We start from the raw sequence: 20,838 nt of genomic DNA, 5'->3' as shown, positions 1-20,838 counted from the left end.
GAAGCCACGACGACCGTCCATGCCGCCGAAGCCTTTGAACCTGCTGTTAGTCGAAGACAGCTCCCGTGATGCCGAGCTGGCCCTGCTGACGCTCGAACGCAGCGGCCTGTCGGTGGAGTCCACCCTGGTCTACCACCACCGGGCCGTGGAAGAAGCCTTGCTGCGCGGGCAGTACGACCTGATCCTCTGCGACTTCATCCTGCCCGGCTCCTCCGGTGCCCAGGCCCTGGAAGTGGCGCGACGCCTCGCACCCAAGACCCCGTTCATCTTCCTCTCCGGCGTGTTCGGCGAGGAGCACGCGGTGGAGATGATGCGCCAGGGCGCCATCGACTACGTGCTCAAGCAGAACCTCAGCCTGCTGCCCAAGGCGGTGACCCGCGCGCTCTCCGAGGTGCACGAGCGTCGTCGCCGGCGGATGGCCGAAGAAGCGCTGATGGAAGTGGAGGTACGCGCACGCCTGGCCATCGACTCGGCGCGCATGGGCATGTGGGACTACCAGCCCGAGGGCGACCGGGTCATCTGGGACGAGCGCTGCAAGGCGCTCTACGAGCTGCCCCAGGACGCCGAGATCAACCTGCGTACCTTCCTCGACCGCTGTCACCCGAAGGACCGCCCCTACCTCGAGCGCAAGATGAACGAGGCGCTGTCCCAGGACAGCGGCAACGAATACCAGGTCGAGTACCGCCTGCAACTGCCCGGCGGCCGCGAGCGCTGGGTACAGACCAGTGGCCGGGCCTTTTTCGAAGACGGCCGCTGCGTGCGCTTCATCGGCGTATTGCAGGACATCAGCGAGCAGAAGTACGCCACCGAAGCCCTGCAGCGCCTCAACGAGATGCTGGGCGAGCGCGTGGAGCGCCGCACCCGCGAGCGCGACCGCACCTGGGAACTCTCCCGCGAGCTGCTGGCGGTGCTGCGCTTCGACATGACGCCCATCGCCCTCAACCCCGCCTGGGAAGAGACCCTCGGCCTCACCCGCCAGCAGCTGACCCGTGTGCAGCTCTGGCAATTGATCCATCCGGACGACATCGACGCCACCTTGCAAGAGGCCGAGAACATCGCCAATGGCAATGTCTCCACCCGCTTCGTCAATCGCATGCGCCATAAGGATGGCGAGTACCGCTGGCTGTCCTGGACGGTGGTCCCCGACGAGGGGTTGATGTACGCCGCCGTGCGCGACATCAGCTCCGAGCGTGCGGTGATGGACGAACTGGCCACCACCAACCAGCAACTGCGCGAAGAGATCCTCGAGCGCCAGCGCGCCGAAGCGGCCCTGCACCAGATGCAGCGCCTGGAGGCGGTTGGCCAGCTCACGGCGGGCGTGGCCCACGACTTCAACAACCTGCTGACGGTGATCCTCGCCAGCACCACCTTCATCGAGCGCGACCTGGCCCGGGGCACCTTCGAGCGCACCCAGGGCCGCCTGCAGAACATCAAGGAAGCCGGCGAGCGTGGCGCCAAGCTCACCGGCCAGTTGCTCGCCTTCGCCCGGCGCCAGCGCCTGGAACCGGTAGCGGTCAACCTCAACGACACGGTGCAAGGGCTGCTGGACATGCTCCAGCGCACCCTGGGCGGCGCCATCTGGATCGAGACCGACACCGCTCCCGGCCTGTGGGGCGCACTGGTGGACCCGACCCAGACGGAAATGATCATCCTCAACCTGGCCATCAACGCCCGCGATGCCATGCCCGCCGGCGGTTCCCTGCGCCTGAGCACCTCCAACCAGGTGATCAGCGAGCCCGCGCAGCGACCCGAAGACCCGGAGCCCGGCCCCTACGTAGTGCTGGCGATCACCGACTCGGGCAGCGGCATGAGCGCCGAGGTGCTGGCCAAGGCCTTCGAACCCTTCTTCACCACCAAGGAAGTGGGCAAGGGCTCCGGTCTGGGGCTGGCCCAGGTGTTCGGTTTCGCCAAGCAGTCCGGCGGTGGCGTCCGCATCGAGACACAGGAAGGGCGGGGCACCACGGTGAAGGTCTTCCTGCCCTGCATCCAATCGGATGCCAGCGAAGAACAACCGGAATTGCACCTGCCCGCCGACCCCCCATTGGGCGGGCCGAAGCGCACCATCCTGCTGGTGGACGACGACGACAACGTGCGTGAGGTGACTGCGGCGCTGCTGCACGCCCTTGGCTACCAGGTACGCGAGGCCGAGAGTGCGGCACGGGGCCTGGAAAAGCTCGATGACGGCGTCGACCTGTTGCTCACCGATTTCGCCATGCCCGCCATGAACGGCGCCGAGTTCGCACGCGTGGCGCGGCAACGCTATCCGCAGCTGCCGGTGCTGTTCATCACCGGCTATGCCGAGCTCGATGAGCTGGATGTGGGCGACAGCGTGATCGTGCAGAAGCCCTTCCGCGATGAAGAGCTGGCCACCAAGCTCAGCGCTGCACTGAAAGGGGCGGCGGCATGAGCCTGCGGCAGTTCCTGCGCGAGTCGGGGGAACACTGGCACGCGCGAGTCGACCAGGCCTACTCGACCTATTCGCTGGAAAGCCGCGCCGGCTACGGTGCCTTCCTCCAGGCCCACGCCCGCGCACTGCTGGCGCTGGAACCGGCCCTGGAAACCGCCGGCATCGAACGGCTGCTGGACGACTGGCCGCAACGCCGCCGCCGCGAAGCCCTGTGCCGCGACCTGCAAACCCTGCAACTGCCCATCCCCGATGCGCTCGCCACGGCACTCCCAACCGACACCGGCTCCCTCTGGGGCCTCGCCTATGTGCTGGAAGGCTCTCGCCTCGGCTCCCGCCTGCTCGCCGGCCGCGTACGCCAGGCCAACTGGTCCGGCGCCGATAGCGCCCTCGGCTACCTCGGCCACGGCGAAGGCCAGCCGCTCTGGCCCGGCTTCCTGAAACGCCTGGAAGAGCAAGACGGGCAGCTCGACCCCGCCGCCCTGCGTGCAGGCGTCGAGCTTGGCTTCCGCACCTTTCTCACCGCCACCGAGCACGCCGGCACAGTGGCTCACGCGTAGCCGCCCATTGCGACACCGCCGGTGGAGGTAAAGCGACCTCCACCCACCCACACACGCATAAGCCATATGCCTTTTGTCATGCCTACGGCATTGCCGTATGGTAGGCCGCCATGCGTACGGTGATAGAAACGGAAATCTTCCAGCGCCATGCCTCTGCCATTTGGCAGGAGGATGAACGCGACGAGTTCATTGCATGGATCGCAGCCAACCCCCTGGCGGGTGATGTGATCCCCGGTGGCAGTGGCCTGCGCAAGGTTCGTTGGACACGCCCGGGCATCGGCAAGCGGGGTGGGGCGCGGGTGATCTACTACAACGCTCAAAGCGCGGAAACCATCTGGTTGCTGATCGTCTATACCAAGGCGAAGTTCGACAACCTGCCCATGGCCTTCCTCGCCCAACTCAGAGAGGTGATCAAGCATGGATGACGAGATGGAGCGGTTCCAGGCTGATCTGCTGGCCTCGGTAAAAGCGATGAAGGCTGGCAAGGCCGCGCGGACCACCCAGGTGCAGCTGTCCCCTGTTGCCGAGATCCGTGCCCGGGTTGGGCTCAACCAATCCGACTTCGCTGAGCTGCTGGGCGTCAGCGTTCGCATCCTTCAGGACTGGGAGCAGGGCCGCCGCAACCCGTCCGGCGCCGCCCGCACGCTGCTGCGTGTCGCCGGCCTGCATCCCGAGGTATTGAGGGAGTTGCATCAGGGGTGATTCACACCCTGTAGCCCGGACTTCAGCCCGGGAGCCTCCACACCGCAGTTGCAGGCTTATGTAGGGTGGACCCCGCTCCATCGGTCCACCATTCGCGGCCCGTTGTGGCACTGCTGGTGGAGGTAAAAAGCGACCTCCACCCACACGAGCCAACCCCGTAGCCCGGGCTTCAGCCCGGGAAGCAGGCTGGCCGCAATCAGCCCCGGCTGCTCATCTGCTTCTTGTACTGCCGTGTGCGGCCCAGGGTCTTCCACTGCTCGTTCAGCAGCGCTTTCAGCGGCGAAGCGCTGGGGTCCGGCTGGTTGCCGGTGGCGAGGCGGCGCATCTGGAATTTCACCAGGGCCATGTAGGCCAGCGCGGCCAGGGCCTTGCGCTTCCAGCGGATCGGCGGCAGCTCGGCGCTGGCCTTCGATTCGCCGTTGCGCCAGCGGCGGGGCAGGGCGGGGTCCACGGCCAGGGCGGTGGCGATGCCGGCCATGGCCACGCCGCCGGCGAGCACCTGCTCCACCACTGGCAGGCGGCGGATGCCACCGGTGACCATCACCGGCATGCGCGCGATGGCGGCGATCTCCTGGGCGAATTCCAGGAAGTAGGCTTCGCGGGCCAGGGTGCGGCCGTCACGGGCGTCGCCCTGCATGGCCGGCGCCTCGTAGCTGCCACCGGAAAGCTCCACCAGGTCCACGTCCAATTCGTTGAGCCAGAGCACCACCTGGCGCGCGTCGCTGGTTTCGAAGCCGCCGCGCTGGAAGTCGGCCGAGTTGAGCTTCACCGCCACGCAGAAGCCGGGCGAGACCTGGGCGCGCACCGCCTTTACCGCTTCCAGCAGGAAGCGTGCGCGGTTCTCCAGCGAGCCGCCCCAGCGGTCGTCGCGGCGGTTGCTCAGGGGCGAGAGGAACTGGCTCAGCAGGTAGCCGTGGGCAGCGTGCACCTGCACCCCGGTGAAGCCGGCCTGCTCGGCCAGGGCGGCGGTGCGGGCGAAGCGCTGGATCAGCGCGGTGATCTCGGCCTCGTCCAGGGGCTTGGGCACCGGGAACATCTTCGACAGGCCGCCCAGGTCCAGGGCCACGGCGGAGGGCGCCACGGTGGGCTGGCCGAGGTTAGCCTGCATCTGCCGGCCGGGGTGGTTGATCTGCATCCAGAACTGCGCGCCCTGGGCACGGCCGATGCGCGCCCATTCGCGGAAGCGCTCCAGCTTCTGGCCTTCCTCCAGCACCACGCCGCCGGGGCCGGTCATGGCGCGGGCGTCCACCATCACGTTGCCGGTCAGCAGCAGCCCGGTGCCGCCCTCGGCCCAGGCGCGGTAGAGGCGCAGCAGTTCGTCGGAAGGGGTCTGGTCCGGGTTGGCGAGGTTCTCTTCCATCGCCGCCTTGGCGATGCGGTTGGGGATGACGGCGCCGTTGGGCAGTAGCAGGGGCTGGAAAGGCGACATGGAGCTCTCCGGGGTAATTGCCGGTCGTCGGCTCGAGGGTGAGCGCAACGCGGCGGGGGCTGTGACGTCGCAAAGGCTAAGGTTAAAGTCAACTTCAAGGTCAATAGGGGAGCAGCAAATAAATGAAGATCGGCGAACTCGCCAAGCGCAGCGGCCTGGCCGCCTCGCGCATCCGCTTCTACGAGGCCAGCGGCCTGATCCGCGCCCAGCGCCTGGGCAACGGCTACCGCGACTACCCCGAGGAAACCCTGCATGTGCTGGAAATCATCGGCTGCGGGCAGCAGGCCGGCTTCAGCCTGGAGGAAATGCGCAGCCTGATGCCCGGTGCCGACCTGCGCATCGGCGATCACGATCGCCTGCTGGCTGGCCTGCACGCCAAGGTCGCCGAGATCGAGATCGTCCAGCAGCGCCTGGCGCAAAGCCGCGAGCGCCTGCTGCAGACCATCGCCAGCATCGAAGGCAAGCCCGACGGCATGGACTGCGCCGAGAACGCCCAGCGCGTGCTGTCCGAATGGCGGGAGCGCAATGCGAAGGGCACCAAGGATGTGGCGTCGTGATGGATGACCGACGCGGGGACTGAGGGGCGTTGAACATGATGCTGACTATCGATTTTCCTCAGGACCTGCGAACCGAAGCGATGCTCCAGCAAGTACGAATTCCGTGCCTGTGCAAGGTGGCAGCGGACTTCGTCATTGCGTTTGCGGTAACCGTCCCTTCCTCGGAAGGGATGGTTTCCGGGTGGGATCGCCGTGAACTGGAGTTGAGGGCGGTTGCAGGGGCGGGAGGGGAATACACCCACTACAGCCAGGGGCTGATCACGCTGGAGATGATCGGAGAGAGGACATACCGGATCGTCGATCTCGAGATGTTCTACACCCGCTTTGGCTGGTGCGCCGTGATCAGGGATGGCGAGTATGCGGAGCCAGGGACGTTCTGGGATGAGGACGATTCTGGCCTCTGAAAAACTGCCAGGCAGCAGCGAAGGGGTGTCCTCAAGCCGTCTGCCTACTCAATCCCCAACCCCGCCACCAGCACGTCCAGGCTCCGTTCGAAGGTGCGGTCGAAGTGTTCCGAATGACGCTATTCGACAATGTTTGGACGCAGTGTTCGTTTGGTATCCGTGATGCCAGAAACCCTCTCGTAATTGCAGCTGAGGATCGTCGTGCCATCCAAACAAGTAAATGAAGAGCTAAGCACCTTCATCCACGACTTGTTTCTCTACAACGAATACAAAGAGTGGAGAAAAGGTTTGAAGTCCGTATCGGAGGGGAAATGGCATTCATTGGTGGCTGGGCTTTCGCGGTTCGGTGCCCCCACCGATAGAGCCTTGGGGTTTGGAGAAGACATCTGCTCCAACCTTGTTTTCAACTACACGAAGGCCCCGGACTACAGAGAGTCCCAGATGCTGATGGTGCAGTTCACCGTGGCAGGCAGCATGTGGCATAGCGTGATATGGCATTGCCCGGAGCGGAACTGAGTAGGGTGGGCTTCAGCCCACCGCCGCCCGGTGGAAGGACTCATCCCAGTGGATAACCAGTAGCGAAGCTGGAGACTTGAACCCGCGCACGGTCATCTGCTGTTCGGGTATGGAAGATCGGCAGATGAGCCATGCCACACTGCGGCCTCCGCCCGGGATAGTTCCAAGCTGTACCGAGCCTGGAGCACCGCGATGGCATCAGCCGTCAGCGCACATGAGTGATGTGCCAGCGAGCTCCCGCATGTCATGAACAGGTAGAGCGCCGATAGCTGCATAAGGCGCTCGGACTCCGACTCCACCGCATAGACGCCCGGCTGCTCTTCCAGCTCATAGATATCCACAGCAGGGTCGTCGCTCTCACGATCGGCGATGTAGAGGTAGGTCCAGGTTCGGCTGTAGACGGGGTTGGCGTCGCCGTCCGTATCGACATTACGGCCTGCGCCGTAGAGCAGGTCGATGAAGGCTCTGAAGTCGGGGCGGTGCTGGTTGATTTCGACTAAGTACATCGCTCGCTCATTTTTATCGTCGGATGAGTGGGGTTGCTCGAGAATGCCGTGTCAGCTGCAAGGGAAGGATTTCGAATGGATCTTAAGTTGATAAAGGGCCTGCTGACACTCGCCGTCTGCACCGCCCTCTGCGCCTGCGTCCCCGTCTACAAGACCCTCCAGCCCTATGCCGAGGCTCAGGTGCGCAAGCGAGCAGGGCCAGCCGTTGGAGTCGGCGGAGGTGGTGTTGATCAGTAGCGCCTATCCCTATGGCTGGGAGCAGTTCAGGGCGACGGCGATGACCGATCCGGCAGGTGTCGCGACCTTCTACAAGGTGAAGGATTTCCGCCTCGAGTTCTTCGTGATCCACGGGGCGCAGGAGTTCTTCTGGAACTGGTGCGTGAAGAGCCGGGGCTACGCGACCCAGACCACCACCTTCAGCAATGGCGATGATTTCGAGGCCTATCCGACGTTCGTGCTCAAGCCGGGGGATTCAACGGCTTGCCCTGAGCCCAGGAAATAGGACAGCTTCACTCCGTTGTGCCCAAGGAGATGCATGTGGACGAGCCGCTTTACACACCGGAACAGGTGGCGAAAAGAAATGCCGCGACGGATAAGCATGTCCGTCGCTGGTTGGCGGAGCTGCCCAGTACGGAAAAACTCGAATTCCTCAAACAGCTTTGGCCGTTGAATTTCCGTTTTACGCTCCTGCTCGTTCAGGGGGCGAGGCTGTCCAGGCAGGAAAGCGAAAGCCTTCTCGTGCACTGGTTACGCCACGGTAACCACAACGGGGCGCAGGAGCTCATCAAGCGACTAGAGCCGGTACTGGGAGAGAAGCGGTTCTGGCGTGTCGTCGCGCAGGAAGAACTCAGCCCGGCCATGTATGACTTCATCAACTACCACAGTCATGGCCGGCTGGACGCTGAGCGCTCCTAAGTGCGGCTGATCGCCGCCTGATACAACCCTTCCGCGATCTTCTCGATCTCATCCCCCTGGTGCAGCTTGCCGAGCCATCTGGCCGGGATGCCGGGCTTGCCGTAATAGGCGCCGGCGACCTGGCCGACGATGGCGGCGGTGGTGTCGGCGTCGTCGCCCAGGTTGGCGGCTTCGAGCACGGCGGTTTCGAAGGAGTCGGTGGCCCAGAAGCACCAGAGCGCGGCTTCGAGGGAGGCGACGCAGTAGCCCGTGCCGCGTATCTGCGCGCGGGGCTTGCCGATGAAGCTGCCGCCGGCCAGTTCGCGGATGGTGGGTTGCAGGTAGAGGGCGGGGGAGGAGTCGAGCAACTGGTCGCGGGATTTGCCGGCCAGGGCGTTGGCGATGACCTGGGCCAGCAGCTTGCAGGCCTCGACCGCTTCGGCCGCGCCGTGGGTGGTGCGCGAGCTCTGCTGGGCGAAACGGGTGACGTCTTCCTGGTGGGGGAAGTAGTACATGACCACCGGTGCGAGGCGCATCAGCGAGCCGTTGCCGGCGGTATCCGGTTCGCTGGAGCCGGCGAAGGGCTCGCCGGTTTCCTGGTAGCGGGTCAGCGCCTCGCGGATGGTGGTGCCGATGTCGAAGCACTGCCCGGTGGAGCTCCAGTAGCCCCATTGCCACCAGTTGAGATAGCGCGTCATCTGGTCGGCGGCGTCGAAGCCGTTCTTCTCCAGCAGGCTTTCGGCGAGGCACAGGGCCATCGAGGTGTCGTCGGTCCATTGGCCCGGCGCGAGGGCGAAGGGCCCGCCGCCGTTCATGTCGTCGATGGGCTTGAAGGTGCCGGGCGGGAAGAATTCGAGGGTGGTGCCGACGGCGTCACCGCTGGCCAGGCCGAGCAGGCATCCCTTGTAGCGATCCAGTAGTTCCATGTGCGTATCCCCAGGGCGGACCTGATTGGTACTCCAGGCTCGGGCCGGGGGCAAGCACCTTCTCGATGAGGGGGGAGGCGTGGGTGAGTTCCGGCGGGATCGGCGCCCGATCCCGCCGGGCTATCAGCTGCGCGCCAACGGCGGGGTGCGCGGCGGCACCCGGCGTTTGCTGCCGGTGGCCTCGTAGGCCGAGGCGAGGCGCAGCAGCGTGGAGTCGTCGTAGGCGCGGCCGGCGAAGGTGAGGCCGACGGGCATGCCGATGTCGGCCATCACGCCCATGGGCACGGTGACCGTGGGCACGCCCAGGTGGCGGATGGCGAGGTTGCCGTTGGCGACCCAGATGCCGTTGCTCCAGGCGATATCGGCGGACTCGGGGTTCACGTCGGCGTCGGCCGGGCCCACGTCGGCGACGGTGGGGAAGAGCACGGCGTCGAGGCCCAGGCGGTCCATCCACTCTTCGAGGTCGATGCGGCGGGTCTGCTCCAGGCCGCGCAGGCCGTCGGGCAGAGTGGGGATCTGGTCCCAGGGCGTGATGCCGCGCTCGGCCATCCGCACGTACTCGTCCATGCCTGCCGCCAGGTCGCCCTCGCGGTTGGGCAGGGTGCCCGGGTCGTGGGGGAAGATCTTCGGCCCGTCGACGTCCACCAGGCGGTTGAGCCTGGGGTCGCCGTTGGCGCGGAGGAAGTCGTCGAAGGCCCAGGCGGAAAGGTCCCAGAGCTCGTGGTGGAGGAATTCCTTGGACACCAGCCCGCGGTTGAACACGGTGGGGGCGCCGGGGCGGTCGCCCTCGCAGTTGGACACCAGCGGGAAATCGACCTCGACCACTTCGGCACCGGCGGCTTCGAGGGCCTTGCGGGCCTCCTGCCACAGGTCGATCACCGAGGCGCGGGTGTTGATCCGCTGGCCGGTCGGGCCGCCGATGCCGGGGGCTTCACTGGTGCCGGCCTCCGGGTCGGCGTTGATGAACATGCGCGGCACGCCGAGGCGCTTGCCGGCCAGGGCCTCGGCCTTCACTGCCAGCTCCAGGTAGGAGGCGGGGCGCACGCTGGAGGCGGCCGGGATCGGCACCCAGGGCTGCAGGCGCCACAGGTCGCCGCGGGTGTCGGCGTCGTCGGCGACCACCACGTCGAGCACTTCGAGCAGGTCCGCCATGGTGCGGGCGTAGGGCACGACCACGTCCATGGTCGGCGTCAGCGGCCAGTTGCCGCGCACCGAGATCACCCCGCGCGAGGGCGTGTAGGCGCACAGGCCATTGTTGGAGGCGGGGCCGCGGCCGCTGGACCAGGTTTCCTCGGCCAGGCCGAAGGCCGAGAAGCTGGCCGCGGTGGCGGTGCCGGCACCGTTGGAGGAGCCGGAGGCGAAGGGCGCGGTGAGGTAGGCGGCGTTATAGGGGCTTTCCGCACGGCCATAGACGCCACGCTGCATGCCGCCGTTGGCCATGGGCGGCATGTTGGTCTTGCCCAGGCAGATGGCGCCGGCGGCGCGCAGCCGCTCGATGGTGAAGGCGTCGCGCTGGGCCACCAGCTCGGCGAAGGCCGGGCTGCCGGAGGCGGCGGTGAGGCCCTTGACCAGGTAGCTGTCCTTGGCGGTGTAGGGGATGCCGTCCAGCGGGCCGAGGGTTTCGCCCCGGGCGCGGCGGGCGTCGGCGGCGCGGGCTTCTGCGAGGGCCTCGGGGTTGCGCACGACCACGGCGTTGAGGGCGGTGGCGGTGTCTTTGCCGTCATAGGCGTCGATGCGGGCGAGGTAGGCCTCGACCAGTTCGACGGAGCTGGTACGGCCGGATTCGAGCGCGGCGCGCAGCTCGGCGATGGAGACTTCGGTGACTTCGATCATGCGTTCACCGCCTGGCGTTGCTGGGGCTGGCCGGCGACATGGCGCGGCGCCCGGACGTGGGGGGAGGTGATGCTGGCAAAACCGGTTTTCATGACGGTCCTCGTTTCTTATGCGTGTGCGGTGGGGCGGACGCGCGGCCTGGCCGGTGGCGTTCCCAGAGGGCCTATTTAGCCACCAAGTGCCGAGCAGAGGAATCGCCCGTGCGCCCGCTCGTCCATAGCGGTACGGACGTACCATTCTTGCCCGATTCTCGTGTCCATTCCGCTGTGCGCCCGGGTAAAGGGCCGCCGACAAGGGGGCGCTGGGCTGCCGTTGCGCTCCGTTTGTCCGATCCTCCACGCGGATGGCGGCTTTTGGCCATATCGACGACCAAAACGGGTTGCGTCATCGCTATGCTGTGGGGAATCCGTCGCGACCGCTCCATTCCGGCCAGGGCAAGCAGGCTGGTCGCCCGGTTATTTCAGATTCGAGGTGCATTCCCGGTCAGTGCTTGGAGGCCTGGGCGGGTGCGGTTGGTTCATGCTTCGGAATCGTTCAATCAGCCTAATTCCGTCCAGGGCGGGGATATGCGCAGACTGTGTTCGATCTGGGCTTTGGTTGCCTGGTGCATCTCCGTGCCGGCCCTGGCGGCTGATGACGGCGTGCTGCATGTATTGGCCTGGCCCGGTTACGCCGACGCCGATGTGGTGAAGGCGTTCGAGCAGCAGCACCAGGTCAAGGTGGTGGTGACCCTGGTGGATTCCGACGAATCCCTCTGGGACAAGCTGCACGCCCAGGACGGCGAGCTGTTCGACGTGCTCGCCGCCAACACCGCCGAGATCCAGCGCTACTACCAGAACGGCATGCTTCAGCCGCTGGATGTCTCGCGCCTGCCCAACACCCGCTTCCAGTTGCCGCGCTTCCAGGATCGCGAGTCGATCGAGGGGCTGACGCGGGACGGCCAGGTGTATGCCATTCCCTTCACCTACGCGGCCATGGGGCTCATCTACGACCGCCAGCAGGTGCCGGTGCCGCCACGCTCCATGGCCGAGATGTGGAACCCGGCTTACCAAGGCAAGGTGCTGGCCTTCAATAGCGCGCAACACAACTTCTCCTTCACCGCGCTGACCCTGGGGTTGCCCGATCCCTTCCACCTGCGCGATGCCGAGATGCGCCAGGTGACCCAGCGGCTGGTCGCCCTGCGGCGCAACCTGCTGGCGTACTACAGCCTGCCGGAGGAGGCGACCGACCTGTTCCTGCGGCATAAGGCGGCACTGCTGTTCGCCAACTACGGCATGCAGCAGGTGACCCAGCTGCGCCAGGCCGGTGCCGACGTGGGCTACGTCATCCCCGACGAGGGGGCCATCGCCTGGCTGGACTGCTGGGCCATGACGCGCACCGCGTCCAACCCCGAGCTGGCGCTGGCGTGGATCGACTACATGCTCGAACCCCGCATCGGCAAGCTGCTGAGCGAGCGCCAGGGCCTGGCCAATACCCTGGAGGCCCCGCTGGAGCCGGCGGGGGATGCGCGGCTCATCTGGCTGCAACCGGTGGAGGACGTCGGCCGGCGCGAGACGCTGTGGAGCCGCATCGTCTCTGGTGACCGGGAGGAGAGGTTCTAGCCATGCGCATGGGGCTGACCGTCAAGCTGTCGATCCTGCTCGCCTGCATCGGCATTCTCTCGTCGGGGATCACCGGCTACTTCTCCTATTCGGCCAACCAGGCGCTGCTGGTGAAGGAGGCCGAAGGCAACCTGCTCACCTCCACCGAGCTGCTGAGCCAGCGCCTGTCGTCGTTGCTGAGCGACATCGACGCCGACGCCCTGACCCTGGCCGGCATGCCCTCCAGCGCGCTGGTCGCCAGCCTCGGCGCCGGTTCTGGCACCGACAGCGCCAAGCAGCGCCTGGCCGGCGTTTTCGCCACGGTGATGCGCCTGCACCCGCAGTATTCCCAGGTGCGCCTGATCAGCCGCCAGCGCCATGGCATCGAGGTGATCCGCTTCGATCGCGACGGCCAGCGCATGGTCGAGGTGGACGGCCTGCTGCTGCAGGAGAAGGGCCACTTCCCCTATGTGTTCGAGACGCTGCAGCTCAAGCCCGGGCAGGTGTACCTGCCGCCCATCACCGTCAACCATGAGCGCGGCGCCCACTCCGCCGACGGCGCGCCGACCCTGCGCGTGGCCACGCCGGTGGCGGGGGAGGATGGCGTGGTGCAGGGGCTGGTGGTGATCAATGTCGACCTCAAGCGCTTCCTCGACCTGCTGGAGGCGGACCTGCCGCAGGGGCACCAGCTGTACCTGGCCAACCAGTGGGGCGACTTTCTGGTGCACCCGGAGCCGGCGATGGCCTTCGGCTTCGACAAGGGGCGGCGCATCCTCATCCAGGACAGCTTCGCCGACACCCAGCGCCTGCTCAGCCGCCAGGAACCGAGCATCCTGATCAACGGCCTGGACGCACCGACCCGGGCCGAGGGCAAGATCATGGCCTTCGTGCGCAAGCCCTTCGGCCTCAAGGGGGATGACCAGTTCGTGGTGCTCGGCCTCTCGCGGCCGTTGGAAGACGTGCTCGGCAGTGGCCGCTCCCTGGGGCGCAGCATCATCCAGATGGTGCTGGTGTTCAGCGTGCTGGCTGTGGTGCTGGCGGTGCTCTTCTCCCGCGCCCTGACCCGGCCGCTGCAGATGCTCAGCCACGCCGCGCGCAGCTTCCAGACCGAGCACATGCACGACGTCGCGCTGCCCATCGCCCGCAAGGACGAGATCGGCGTGCTCGCCCGGGGCTTCGACCTGATGCGTCGCGAGCTCAAGTCGCACATGGAAATGATGAGCCGTAACCAGCAGGAGCTGCGCCACCTGGCCGACCACGACTCGCTGACCGACCTGCCCAACCGGCGGCAGTTCTTCCAGCAGATGCAGCGCTCCATCTGCACGGTGGTCGACAGCGGCGAACAGCTGGCGGTGCTGTTCCTCGACCTCGACGACTTCAAGAAGATCAACGACGACATGGGCCACTCGGTGGGCGACGAAGTGCTTATCGTCGTCGCCCGCCGCCTGCGGGGGGCTGTGCGCAGCGGCGACCTGGTGGCCCGGCTCGGTGGCGACGAATTCGTGGTGCTGATCCAGGGCGAGGAAATCGCCGCCGCCGCCAACGCCATCGTGCACAAGATCCTCACCGCCCTGGCCGACCCCATCACCGTCCAGGGCCGCCCCCTCGACATCGGCGCCAGCATCGGCCTGAGCATCTACCCCCAGGACGGCACCACCGCCGAGGCGCTGATGCTGCACGCGGACAACGCGATGTACCGGACCAAGCTGGAGGGGCGGAAGGTCAGGGCGGGAGCGGCGCCGGAGTGAAGTGCGGGCTGCGGGGGCGTAGGTTGGTGCTGAGCGTGCGAAGCCCAACGTGATGAGGGCACAGGTTTACGTGGAAGGCTGATAAGCCATCAATCGTCCCATTTGCGCCTTGAGGCTTGCTGACCAAGCTGGTCGATAAAGTCTTCCAGTTGGGCGTCTTCGACATCTGTATAGCGCCCAGCTGCAACGTCATTCCAACCTACGCGTACAGCCTGCAATAGCGCATCGAGCTTGGTGGCTTCCTGCGCGCGTGGGTGGTGGCTGGGCTCGATGTTTCGTTCAGACATGGCATCGACTCCAAGAAGGGGAGTGGGCCACTGTATGCGGGCTGGCTGGTTGTGCCACTGAGCCGTTGGGCCTCGCTGCGCTCGGCGCCAACCTACGGGAGAGTGCAGGCTGGGGGATTGGCAAACGGCCCCCAAAACGGCCCCCAAAAGCAAAAGGCCCGCATCTCGATGAGACTGCGGGCCTTTCTATGTCTGGAGCGGGCGAAGGGAATCGAACCCTCGTCATGAGCTTGGGAAGCTCAGGTAATGCCATTATACGACGCCCGCTTTCAAGGCCGCCTTTTTACCAGAAGCCTTGGCCAAAATGAAGCCCGATCATGCACTTAATGCACGCCTGCTACTCGGTGGCGGGGTGTGGAAGCCCCCGTTGCGGGGGCCTGCGTCGGGTGGTCAGACGGCCATTGCCTGGGTGGGCAGTGGCTGCAGGTGGCGCGGTTGCTGGGTGCTGGTGGGGGTATCGAGGAAACCGAGCATCACTTGCTGGGTCTGCAGCCAGCCGGCCTTGTGCTCGATGTCGATGAAGTGGCCGGCGTTGCGGATGGTGGCGAACTGGCAGTCGCGCACGTGCTCGGCGAACAGCTGGGCATCCTTGGGGGATGTGTAGACGTCGTGCTCGCCGTTGACGAACAGCAGCGGAATGTCCACGGCCTTGAGGCAGTCCACGTAGCAGTTGGCGTCCAGGGACAGCACCTGGCGGATGTGAAAGTGCATCTGCCGGTACTCGTGCTCGTCGAGGCTGGCGACGTGCTTGTGGTTGAAGCGCTTGAACAGCGCCGGCAGGTAGCGGCCGATGGTGTCGTTGACCAGCATGCCGACGTTCTCGCGGTCCACCGCCTGCAGGTAGTTCATGCCGTTCTTCATGTAGTCGAGCATCGGCTCGTTGAGGATCGGCGAGAAGGAGTTGATCACCGCCTTCCTGATGCGCGCCGGGCTCTGGCCGAGGGCGAGCAGGGCGGCGACGCCCCCCCAGGAGAAGGACGAGAGGTAGTCCGCCTGGTAGTGCTCGATGAGCTCGAGGAGGATTTCCGCCTCGGTTTCCTTGGTGATCGGCCGGCTGTGGTCGTTGTGGGGCTTGGACCGGCCGGCATAGGGCTGGTCGTAGAGCACCACGTTGAACTGCGGTTGCAGGTATTTCACCGTCTGCGCGAACGAGGCCGTGGTAGCCAGCGAGCCGTTGACCAGAATGATGGTGCGGCTGGCTTGAGGGTTGCCGTAGAACTCCGTGTGTACCTTGTACTTCCTGTCGATCGTGACGACCTGGGTCTGTGGCCTCATGTCGTTTCCTCCTGGCGCAAGTGGGTCGTGCGGACGAGGCGGACCTCGTTCGCGGAGCATTCGGGCAGTCAGATAAACGCCTGGAGATGACAAGAGAATGTCAGGCGGTTTTTATTGGAATTTATTTATTTTTCAGTAACTTAGGTCGAAAAAGAGCAGGGCATCCAGCGCCCTTTCGAGGGGTCGGATGTGCGCTTTGACCAGGCAGGAAACCTATGTCGGCGGGTGAGCGCCGGGGTGTTGCGGATCGCTTGGAAGGTTGTAGTGACTCATGGGTCACACTCTGACCTTCGGTTTGGATTCAAGCAGAGGTCGGTTACCCCCGCAAGCGCGAATCAGCACTTTTTCGGTGCAGCCCGTCGGGTCATGAAGAAAAGGCTGCCGCTCTGTTTCGCGCCTTGCCACCGGATGGTCATCTCCGATGTCTCTCAGAGGAGAGGGGAGGGGAGGGGGGAAGTTGCAATCGATTGGGCGCCGGCCGTCGGTCCCTTAGAAGAGCGCGATCTCGTCCGCGCTCAGGGCGCGGTACTGGCCGGGCTGCAGGGCCGGGTCGAGGTGCAGCTCGCCCATGCTTTCGCGGTGCAGGCGCAGCACCTTGTTCTGGAAGTGGCCGAACATGCGCTTGACCTGGTGGTAGCGGCCTTCGTGCAGGGTCAGTCGGGCGGTGCGGGGGGCGAGTATCTCCAGCTGCGCGGGGAGGGTGGTGAGGTCCTCGTAGGCGAAGTAGAGGCCACGGGCGAAGGTCTCGATGCAGGCCGGGTCGATCACCTGCTCGGTTTCCACGGTGTAGACCTTGGGCTGCTTGGTCTGCGGCAGGGTGAGGCGGCGCGACCAGAGGCCATCGTTGGTGATCAGCAACAGGCCGGTGGTCGTCAGGTCGAGGCGCCCGGCCAGGTGCAGCTCGTGCTTGTCGGGCTCGTCCAGCAGGTCGAGCACCGTGGGGTGTTCGTGGTGCTCGGTGGCGCTGACCCAGCCGGCCGGCTTGTGCAGCATGAAATAGCGCGCCGGCTTGCCGGGCTGTACTTCGCGCTCGTCGAGGGTGACGCGGTCGAACACCCGCACTTCGAGGCTGCCGTCGGTGACCACGGCACCGTTGACCCGCACGCGCCCCGTGGCCAGTTGCAGGCGCGCGGCCTGGCGGTTGAGGTCGGGGAGGTTGCCGAGCAGGCGGTCGAGGCGCATCAGGTGGGTTCTTCGGGGGGCAGCAGGCGGGCGCAGCGGGGGCAGAGGCAGGCCTTGCCCTGGGCATCCAGCGGGATACGGCGCAGGGCTTCGGGGTCGATCGGCGTGCTGAAGCACCAGCAGGGCTGGCCGCTGGCAGCTTCCTCGGCACAGTCGTTGGCCAGGCCACAGAGCGGGCAGCGCGAAGGATCGGGGGCCTGGTTCATGCCGGTAGCGGGAGCTGTGGAAAAGGTCGCTAGGGTGCAGCGTGCCGGCAGCCGATGCAAGCCGCGCGGGAGGGGCGTGGACCGATAAGCGGTGGCACCGGGTGCAGGGCCCGTGGCAGAGCCTCCCGAATGGGTGGAGCAGGGCGCCGGTCGGAAGAATTTGTGGGCCCCTGTGAATGACCTAGCAGCGAATTAGTAGCGTAGAGAGTAAGATTTTCGGCATTGTGCGCATCTTCGTCGGCATCGCCCGATGAACGCGTAAGAAATTCCAGTTGTCTACGGACTATCGCCACCTACTCAGCGGAACAGAGACCCACGTGTCCACACAAATCAATACGGTCAACAAAGCCAAGGCCTGGTCTGCACATGGCGTCACCGCCACCGGAGTGGTGCTGGCCCTGATGGCCATCCTCGCCCTGTTCGACAACCAGCCCCGCGACTGCCTGCTCTGGCTCGGCGCGGCCCTGCTGGTGGACGGCCTGGACGGCAGCTTCGCGCGCAAGGTCCAGACCAGCACCATGCTGCCGAACTTCGATGGCTCGACCCTCGACCTGGTCATCGACTACCTGACCTACGTGTTCATCCCCGCGCTCTTCATCTACCGCTACGTGCCGCTGCCGGACTACACCGTGCTGCCCACCGTGAGCCTGATCCTGGTGTCGTCGCTGTTCTGCTTCTGCAACCTGAACATGAAGAGCAGCGACAACTACTTCGTCGGCTTCCCCGCCGCCTGGAACGTGGTCGCGCTGTACCTCTACCTCATCGACCTGCCGCCGGTGGCGAGCTTCGCCATCATCTGCGTGCTGGCCGCGCTGACCCTGACCAAGCTGAAGTTCCTGCACCCCTTCCGCGTGCGCAAGCTGATGCCGCTGAACATCACCGTGACCTTCGTGTGGATGCTCAGCAGCATGTTCCTGATCATCCAGTACCCCGACCTGAAGTCCATGATGGTCGCGCTCTGGGGCCTGTCCTCGGCCTACTTCGTCGGTGTCTGCCTGTGGCGCAGCCTGATGGACTGGAGCGGCAAGCTACGCGCCTGACCCGCCCCGGCTGCACAAGAGCCCGTCCCCGCAAGGCGACGGGCTTTTTCATGGGCGCTCGGTCGGCCGGGCGAGAGGGGCGGGTGCATGCGCTGGGTGGTACGTGGCGCCTCTGCTAGCGCACCCGGTTGGTCAGGCTCACCCCGGCGATCACCAATGCGCCGCCGACCAGCATCGAGGCGAGTATGGGTTCGCCCAGCAGGCCGGCGGCCAGCAGCATGCCGAACACCGGCACCAGGTTGTTGAACACCGCCGTGCGCGCCGGGCCGATGGCGTGCACGCCCTCGTAGTACCAGACGAAGCCGATCACCGTGCCGAAGGCGCCCAGGTAGGCGATGGCGCCCAGCACCGGCCAGGTGACGCGGTTCCAGTCCAGGCCCGGTAGCTCGAAGGCCGCACCGCACAACAGCAGGCCCAGGCCCCAGAGCGCCGCCCAGGTGGTGGCCGCCAGGGGCGTGAGGCCGCGCAGGGCGAAGCGGCCGATGATGGTGTAGGCCGCCCAGCTGCTGATGGCGCCGAACATCATCAGCTCGCCCGTGCCCAGGGAGCGGCCGATGTCGTGCAGGGCCTCCAGCGGCGCGCCGCGGGTGATGACCACCACGGCCCCGGCCAGGGCGATGGCGATGCCGGCCCAACGCAGCGCACCCAGGCGTTCGCCGAACAGCGCCGCCAGGGCCAGCGCGGTGACGATGGGGTTGAGGGCGACGAACAGTGCCGAGCGGCCGGCGGGGATGCGCGACAGCGCACCGAGGAAGAACAGGTTGTAGAGGAAAATCCCCGTCAGCCCCAGGCAGAAGGTGATCGCCAGCTGGCGCCGGTCCAGGCGCGGCAGCCCACCCTCCACCTTCCAGGCCAGCACCAGCAGCAGGGCCACCGCCACGGCGAAGCGCCCGGTGGCCGCGCTGAGCGGCGGGACGGCCTGGGCCGCTAGCTTCCCGGCGATGAAGGTGCCGCCCCAGAGCAAGGCGACGGCGGTGAGCTTGAGGTAGACCAGCGGGTTGGCGGCGCTGGCCGGGGTAGGCGTGGCGGGAGCGTCGGGTTTCATTGGAGTGCTTTCGGCGGCAAGGGTGAGTGCATATGATTTTGCTAATCCTCATTCATAGGGAAATGAGGGATCGCTCATGGAGCCGGCCTTGACCTTCACCCAGCTGGAAATCTTCGCCCTGGTCGCCGAACTGCGTGGCTTCACTGCCGCCGCGCTGCGCCTGTCCATCAGCCAGTCCGCTGTGTCCCACGCCATCAAGGCGCTGGAGCAGGAGCTGGGCGTGGAGCTGGTGCAGCGCCACCAGGCCGGCTTCGAACTCACCGATATCGGCCAGTCGCTGCTGGTGCGGGCGCGGCAGATCCTCGGCTTGGCGGAAACCATGGCCCAGGAGGCCAGCGACGCCCGGGGCCTGCGCCGTGGCACCCTGCGCATCGGCTCCTTCGGTCCCACCTCGTCCCTGCGCCTGTTGCCGCCGCTGCTGGCGGCCTTCGCCGAGGAGCATCCCGGCATCGAGGTGCACATCGACGAGGGGCCGGACCTGCAGGTGATCCAGTGGCTGCAGGACCGGCGCATCGACCTGGGCTTCGTGGTGCTGCCCGAGGAGCGCTTCGACACCCTGGAGCTGGTGGCGGACCAGCTCGTCGCTCTGCTGCCCGCCGGCCATGCCCTGGCCGAGCGTGACAGCGTGGCCCTGGAGGCGCTCTGCGACGACCCCTTCATCATGACCGAGGCCGGCTCCGCGCCCCTGGTCACCCGGCTGTTCAACGCCGCCCGCCTGCAGCCGCGCATCCGCTACCGCAGTGCCCAGTTGATCAGCACCCTGGCGCAGGTGGAGGCGGGCAGGGCCATCACCCTGGTCGCCGAGCTGGCCCTGCCGCCGCCACGCCCGGGGCAGGCGCGGGGCTACGTGGCCTTGCCGCTGGAGCCGCCGGTGCGTCGCCGCGTCGGCCTGGCGCTGCCGGACCAGCGCGTGGCCTCCCCGGCGGCGCAGGCCTTCCTCGCCAACGCCCGCCGCCTGCAACGCCAGGGCGCGCTGGGCTGATCAAATGGCCGGCCGGGCGACTTGCCTATATCCTTCACGCCTTTCCCACCCGCAGGACCCTTTCCAGATGAAAACGCAGCTGATCGAACTCATCACCAAAATCAGCTCGGGCTGCATGTCGGCAGAAGAAATCGACACGATCGCCGACGAAGCCAGCCAAGCCTTCGCCGATCCCGAAGCCTTCCTCGCCGCCAACCCGGACATCAACTACGACGACAGCTTCACCATTCCCCTGGGCGAGTGGGTGGTGGTCGGCAGCCTGCCGGAAACCGTGCTCTTCCACGCCGACGACTACCCGGACCTGCTGCAGCAGATCATCGACTCCTTCGGCCCGGAGGTGACCTTCAACATCCAGCCCAAGCAGCTGAAGAAGGTCGACCCGCTGCGCGCCATGCACCGCATCCAGGTGCAGCTCAGCGCCCTCTACCCGGAAAAGGGTGGCTATGTGCTGGTGGGCTTCAGCGACCCGATGGAAGACGACATCCTCCAGGCCGTGCTGGTCTACAAGCAGGACGTGGCCCGTGTGCTGGAACTGGCCGATGAGCTGCAGATCGATGCCGTGGAAGTCTATGAGTCCATGAAAGGCGCGCAGGACGACGACTGAGGCTGGATGCTCGCCTGTAGGAGCGAATTCATTCGCGATCGGGCCTGTGCCTAGTGCCATCGCGGTTGAAACCGCTCCCACAACAGCAGGGCGAGCCCAGGCTGTGGAAAGGGCCGCTCTACGGCCCCCGGGCGAATGAATTCGCCCCTGCAGGTCGT

The 20,838-nt window shown here is 66.2% G+C and carries 23 protein-coding genes and 1 tRNA gene; 14 read left to right on the top strand and 10 right to left on the bottom strand.

The window, feature by feature from the left end:
• Positions 1-19: 19 nt before the first annotated feature.
• The 4 genes from OEJ36_RS09220 (at position 20) to OEJ36_RS09205 (ending at position 3,666) form a co-directional block, all read left to right on the top strand.
• Positions 20-2,407, top strand: a complete 2,388-nt coding sequence (locus tag OEJ36_RS09220) for a response regulator (RefSeq protein WP_263401255.1) — start codon at positions 20-22, stop codon at positions 2,405-2,407.
• Positions 2,404-2,964, top strand: a complete 561-nt coding sequence (locus tag OEJ36_RS09215; protein WP_263401254.1) for a biliverdin-producing heme oxygenase — start codon at positions 2,404-2,406, stop codon at positions 2,962-2,964. Before OEJ36_RS09220 ends, OEJ36_RS09215 begins: the two co-directional genes overlap by 4 nt.
• Positions 2,965-3,074: 110 nt before the next feature.
• Positions 3,075-3,389, top strand: a complete 315-nt coding sequence (locus OEJ36_RS09210; RefSeq protein ID WP_263401253.1) for a type II toxin-antitoxin system RelE/ParE family toxin — start codon at positions 3,075-3,077, stop codon at positions 3,387-3,389.
• Positions 3,382-3,666 carry a helix-turn-helix domain-containing protein gene (locus tag OEJ36_RS09205; RefSeq protein ID WP_263401252.1) on the top strand — a complete coding sequence of 95 codons (285 nt, stop codon included), beginning with the start codon at positions 3,382-3,384 and terminating at the stop codon, positions 3,664-3,666. Before OEJ36_RS09210 ends, OEJ36_RS09205 begins: the two co-directional genes overlap by 8 nt.
• Before the next feature lie 196 nt (positions 3,667-3,862).
• On the opposite strand, the gene OEJ36_RS09200 is transcribed toward OEJ36_RS09205, so the two are convergent.
• Positions 3,863-5,095 (bottom strand): NADH:flavin oxidoreductase/NADH oxidase family protein, encoded by a 1,233-nt coding sequence (locus tag OEJ36_RS09200; protein WP_263401251.1) that lies wholly within the window; start codon positions 5,093-5,095, stop codon positions 3,863-3,865.
• 122 nt (positions 5,096-5,217) lie between these two features.
• On the opposite strand from OEJ36_RS09200, the gene OEJ36_RS09195 reads away from it, so the two are divergent.
• The 3 genes from OEJ36_RS09195 (at position 5,218) to OEJ36_RS09185 (ending at position 6,572) form a co-directional block, all read left to right on the top strand.
• Complete coding sequence (locus OEJ36_RS09195; RefSeq protein ID WP_263401250.1) at positions 5,218-5,652, top strand: MerR family transcriptional regulator; 435 nt, start codon at positions 5,218-5,220, stop codon at positions 5,650-5,652.
• A 35-nt stretch (positions 5,653-5,687) separates the two neighbouring features.
• Positions 5,688-6,056, top strand: coding sequence for a hypothetical protein (locus OEJ36_RS09190; protein ID WP_263401249.1), 369 nt, complete (start codon positions 5,688-5,690; stop codon positions 6,054-6,056).
• A 201-nt stretch (positions 6,057-6,257) separates the two neighbouring features.
• Positions 6,258-6,572 carry a hypothetical protein gene (locus OEJ36_RS09185; protein ID WP_263401248.1) on the top strand — a complete coding sequence of 105 codons (315 nt, stop codon included), beginning with the start codon at positions 6,258-6,260 and terminating at the stop codon, positions 6,570-6,572.
• A gap of 92 nt (positions 6,573-6,664) precedes the next feature.
• On the opposite strand, the gene OEJ36_RS09180 is transcribed toward OEJ36_RS09185, so the two are convergent.
• Entirely contained in the window at positions 6,665-7,078 is a 414-nt protein-coding gene (locus OEJ36_RS09180) for a hypothetical protein (protein WP_263401247.1), read from the bottom strand.
• A gap of 226 nt (positions 7,079-7,304) precedes the next feature.
• On the opposite strand from OEJ36_RS09180, the gene OEJ36_RS09175 reads away from it, so the two are divergent.
• Both OEJ36_RS09175 and OEJ36_RS09170 read left to right on the top strand, forming a co-directional pair.
• A complete protein-coding gene (locus tag OEJ36_RS09175; protein WP_263401246.1) occupies positions 7,305-7,580 on the top strand; it encodes a hypothetical protein in 276 nt (91 codons plus the stop codon).
• 35 nt (positions 7,581-7,615) lie between these two features.
• Positions 7,616-7,993 carry a hypothetical protein gene (locus OEJ36_RS09170; RefSeq protein WP_263401245.1) on the top strand — a complete coding sequence of 126 codons (378 nt, stop codon included), beginning with the start codon at positions 7,616-7,618 and terminating at the stop codon, positions 7,991-7,993.
• On the opposite strand, the gene OEJ36_RS09165 is transcribed toward OEJ36_RS09170, so the two are convergent.
• Positions 7,990-8,898, bottom strand: a complete 909-nt coding sequence (locus tag OEJ36_RS09165) for an ADP-ribosylglycohydrolase family protein (RefSeq protein ID WP_263401244.1) — start codon at positions 8,896-8,898, stop codon at positions 7,990-7,992. The two genes, OEJ36_RS09170 and OEJ36_RS09165, sit on opposite strands and share 4 nt — an antisense overlap.
• A 123-nt stretch (positions 8,899-9,021) precedes the next feature.
• Positions 9,022-10,731: an amidase gene (locus tag OEJ36_RS09160; RefSeq protein WP_263401243.1), complete on the bottom strand. Its 1,710-nt coding sequence runs from the start codon at positions 10,729-10,731 to the stop codon at positions 9,022-9,024.
• A 566-nt stretch (positions 10,732-11,297) separates the two neighbouring features.
• On the opposite strand from OEJ36_RS09160, the gene OEJ36_RS09155 reads away from it, so the two are divergent.
• Both OEJ36_RS09155 and OEJ36_RS09150 read left to right on the top strand, forming a co-directional pair.
• On the top strand, positions 11,298-12,332 hold the full coding sequence (locus OEJ36_RS09155) for a PotD/PotF family extracellular solute-binding protein (protein WP_263401242.1): 1,035 nt from the start codon (positions 11,298-11,300) through the stop codon (positions 12,330-12,332).
• Between the two features lie 2 nt (positions 12,333-12,334).
• On the top strand, positions 12,335-14,059 hold the full coding sequence (locus tag OEJ36_RS09150) for a diguanylate cyclase domain-containing protein (RefSeq protein WP_263401241.1): 1,725 nt from the start codon (positions 12,335-12,337) through the stop codon (positions 14,057-14,059).
• Between the two features lie 89 nt (positions 14,060-14,148).
• Here the strand turns inward: OEJ36_RS09150 and OEJ36_RS09145 are convergent, their stop codons facing one another.
• From OEJ36_RS09145 to OEJ36_RS09125, 5 genes are all read right to left on the bottom strand, one after another.
• A complete protein-coding gene (locus OEJ36_RS09145) occupies positions 14,149-14,346 on the bottom strand; it encodes a hypothetical protein (RefSeq protein WP_263401240.1) in 198 nt (65 codons plus the stop codon).
• 193 nt (positions 14,347-14,539) lie between these two features.
• Positions 14,540-14,613: transfer RNA gene (locus tag OEJ36_RS09140), tRNA-Gly, on the bottom strand.
• A gap of 123 nt (positions 14,614-14,736) precedes the next feature.
• Positions 14,737-15,621 carry an alpha/beta fold hydrolase gene (locus tag OEJ36_RS09135; protein WP_263401239.1) on the bottom strand — a complete coding sequence of 295 codons (885 nt, stop codon included), beginning with the start codon at positions 15,619-15,621 and terminating at the stop codon, positions 14,737-14,739.
• Between the two features lie 489 nt (positions 15,622-16,110).
• Positions 16,111-16,803 (bottom strand): pseudouridine synthase, encoded by a 693-nt coding sequence (locus tag OEJ36_RS09130; RefSeq protein ID WP_263401238.1) that lies wholly within the window; start codon positions 16,801-16,803, stop codon positions 16,111-16,113.
• Positions 16,803-17,009: a cysteine-rich CWC family protein gene (locus OEJ36_RS09125; protein ID WP_263401237.1), complete on the bottom strand. Its 207-nt coding sequence runs from the start codon at positions 17,007-17,009 to the stop codon at positions 16,803-16,805. Before OEJ36_RS09125 ends, OEJ36_RS09130 begins: the two co-directional genes overlap by 1 nt.
• 317 nt (positions 17,010-17,326) lie before the next feature.
• On the opposite strand from OEJ36_RS09125, the gene pcsA reads away from it, so the two are divergent.
• Entirely contained in the window at positions 17,327-18,049 is a 723-nt protein-coding gene (gene pcsA, locus OEJ36_RS09120) for a phosphatidylcholine synthase (protein ID WP_021216986.1), read from the top strand.
• Positions 18,050-18,164: 115 nt separating this feature from the next.
• On the opposite strand, the gene OEJ36_RS09115 is transcribed toward pcsA, so the two are convergent.
• Positions 18,165-19,094, bottom strand: coding sequence for a DMT family transporter (locus OEJ36_RS09115; RefSeq protein ID WP_263401236.1), 930 nt, complete (start codon positions 19,092-19,094; stop codon positions 18,165-18,167).
• 88 nt (positions 19,095-19,182) lie between these two features.
• On the opposite strand from OEJ36_RS09115, the gene OEJ36_RS09110 reads away from it, so the two are divergent.
• Both OEJ36_RS09110 and OEJ36_RS09105 read left to right on the top strand, forming a co-directional pair.
• Positions 19,183-20,076: a LysR family transcriptional regulator gene (locus tag OEJ36_RS09110; RefSeq protein ID WP_263401235.1), complete on the top strand. Its 894-nt coding sequence runs from the start codon at positions 19,183-19,185 to the stop codon at positions 20,074-20,076.
• A 67-nt stretch (positions 20,077-20,143) separates the two neighbouring features.
• Positions 20,144-20,680, top strand: a complete 537-nt coding sequence (locus OEJ36_RS09105) for a hypothetical protein (RefSeq protein ID WP_043246146.1) — start codon at positions 20,144-20,146, stop codon at positions 20,678-20,680.
• The last annotated feature ends 158 nt before the right edge of the window (positions 20,681-20,838 follow it).

Origin of the sequence: Pseudomonas sp. PDM13 (assembly GCF_025685765.1) — a bacterium.
Taxonomy (GTDB): Bacteria; Pseudomonadota; Gammaproteobacteria; order Pseudomonadales; family Pseudomonadaceae; genus Metapseudomonas; species Metapseudomonas solani.
Note: the sequence above shows the minus strand (reverse complement) of the source record. Positions and strands in the feature narration are given on the sequence as shown.

Excerpts from the sequence above, each read along its gene's own strand:
- OEJ36_RS09220 (WP_263401255.1), top strand. The coding sequence starts at position 20 with ATGCCGCCGAAGCCTTTGAACCTGCTGTTAGTCGAAGACAGCTCCCGT.
- OEJ36_RS09215 (WP_263401254.1), top strand. The coding sequence starts at position 2,404 with ATGAGCCTGCGGCAGTTCCTGCGCGAGTCGGGGGAACACTGGCACGCG.
- OEJ36_RS09210 (WP_263401253.1), top strand. The coding sequence starts at position 3,075 with ATGCGTACGGTGATAGAAACGGAAATCTTCCAGCGCCATGCCTCTGCC.
- OEJ36_RS09205 (WP_263401252.1), top strand. The coding sequence starts at position 3,382 with ATGGATGACGAGATGGAGCGGTTCCAGGCTGATCTGCTGGCCTCGGTA.
- OEJ36_RS09200 (WP_263401251.1), bottom strand. The coding sequence starts at position 5,095 with ATGTCGCCTTTCCAGCCCCTGCTACTGCCCAACGGCGCCGTCATCCCC.
- OEJ36_RS09195 (WP_263401250.1), top strand. The coding sequence starts at position 5,218 with ATGAAGATCGGCGAACTCGCCAAGCGCAGCGGCCTGGCCGCCTCGCGC.
- OEJ36_RS09190 (WP_263401249.1), top strand. The coding sequence starts at position 5,688 with ATGATGCTGACTATCGATTTTCCTCAGGACCTGCGAACCGAAGCGATG.
- OEJ36_RS09180 (WP_263401247.1), bottom strand. The coding sequence starts at position 7,078 with ATGTACTTAGTCGAAATCAACCAGCACCGCCCCGACTTCAGAGCCTTC.
- OEJ36_RS09165 (WP_263401244.1), bottom strand. The coding sequence starts at position 8,898 with ATGGAACTACTGGATCGCTACAAGGGATGCCTGCTCGGCCTGGCCAGC.
- OEJ36_RS09160 (WP_263401243.1), bottom strand. The coding sequence starts at position 10,731 with ATGATCGAAGTCACCGAAGTCTCCATCGCCGAGCTGCGCGCCGCGCTC.
- OEJ36_RS09155 (WP_263401242.1), top strand. The coding sequence starts at position 11,298 with ATGCGCAGACTGTGTTCGATCTGGGCTTTGGTTGCCTGGTGCATCTCC.
- OEJ36_RS09150 (WP_263401241.1), top strand. The coding sequence starts at position 12,335 with ATGCGCATGGGGCTGACCGTCAAGCTGTCGATCCTGCTCGCCTGCATC.
- OEJ36_RS09145 (WP_263401240.1), bottom strand. The coding sequence starts at position 14,346 with ATGTCTGAACGAAACATCGAGCCCAGCCACCACCCACGCGCGCAGGAA.
- OEJ36_RS09135 (WP_263401239.1), bottom strand. The coding sequence starts at position 15,621 with ATGAGGCCACAGACCCAGGTCGTCACGATCGACAGGAAGTACAAGGTA.
- OEJ36_RS09130 (WP_263401238.1), bottom strand. The coding sequence starts at position 16,803 with ATGCGCCTCGACCGCCTGCTCGGCAACCTCCCCGACCTCAACCGCCAG.
- OEJ36_RS09125 (WP_263401237.1), bottom strand. The coding sequence starts at position 17,009 with ATGAACCAGGCCCCCGATCCTTCGCGCTGCCCGCTCTGTGGCCTGGCC.
- OEJ36_RS09115 (WP_263401236.1), bottom strand. The coding sequence starts at position 19,094 with ATGAAACCCGACGCTCCCGCCACGCCTACCCCGGCCAGCGCCGCCAAC.
- OEJ36_RS09105 (WP_043246146.1), top strand. The coding sequence starts at position 20,144 with ATGAAAACGCAGCTGATCGAACTCATCACCAAAATCAGCTCGGGCTGC.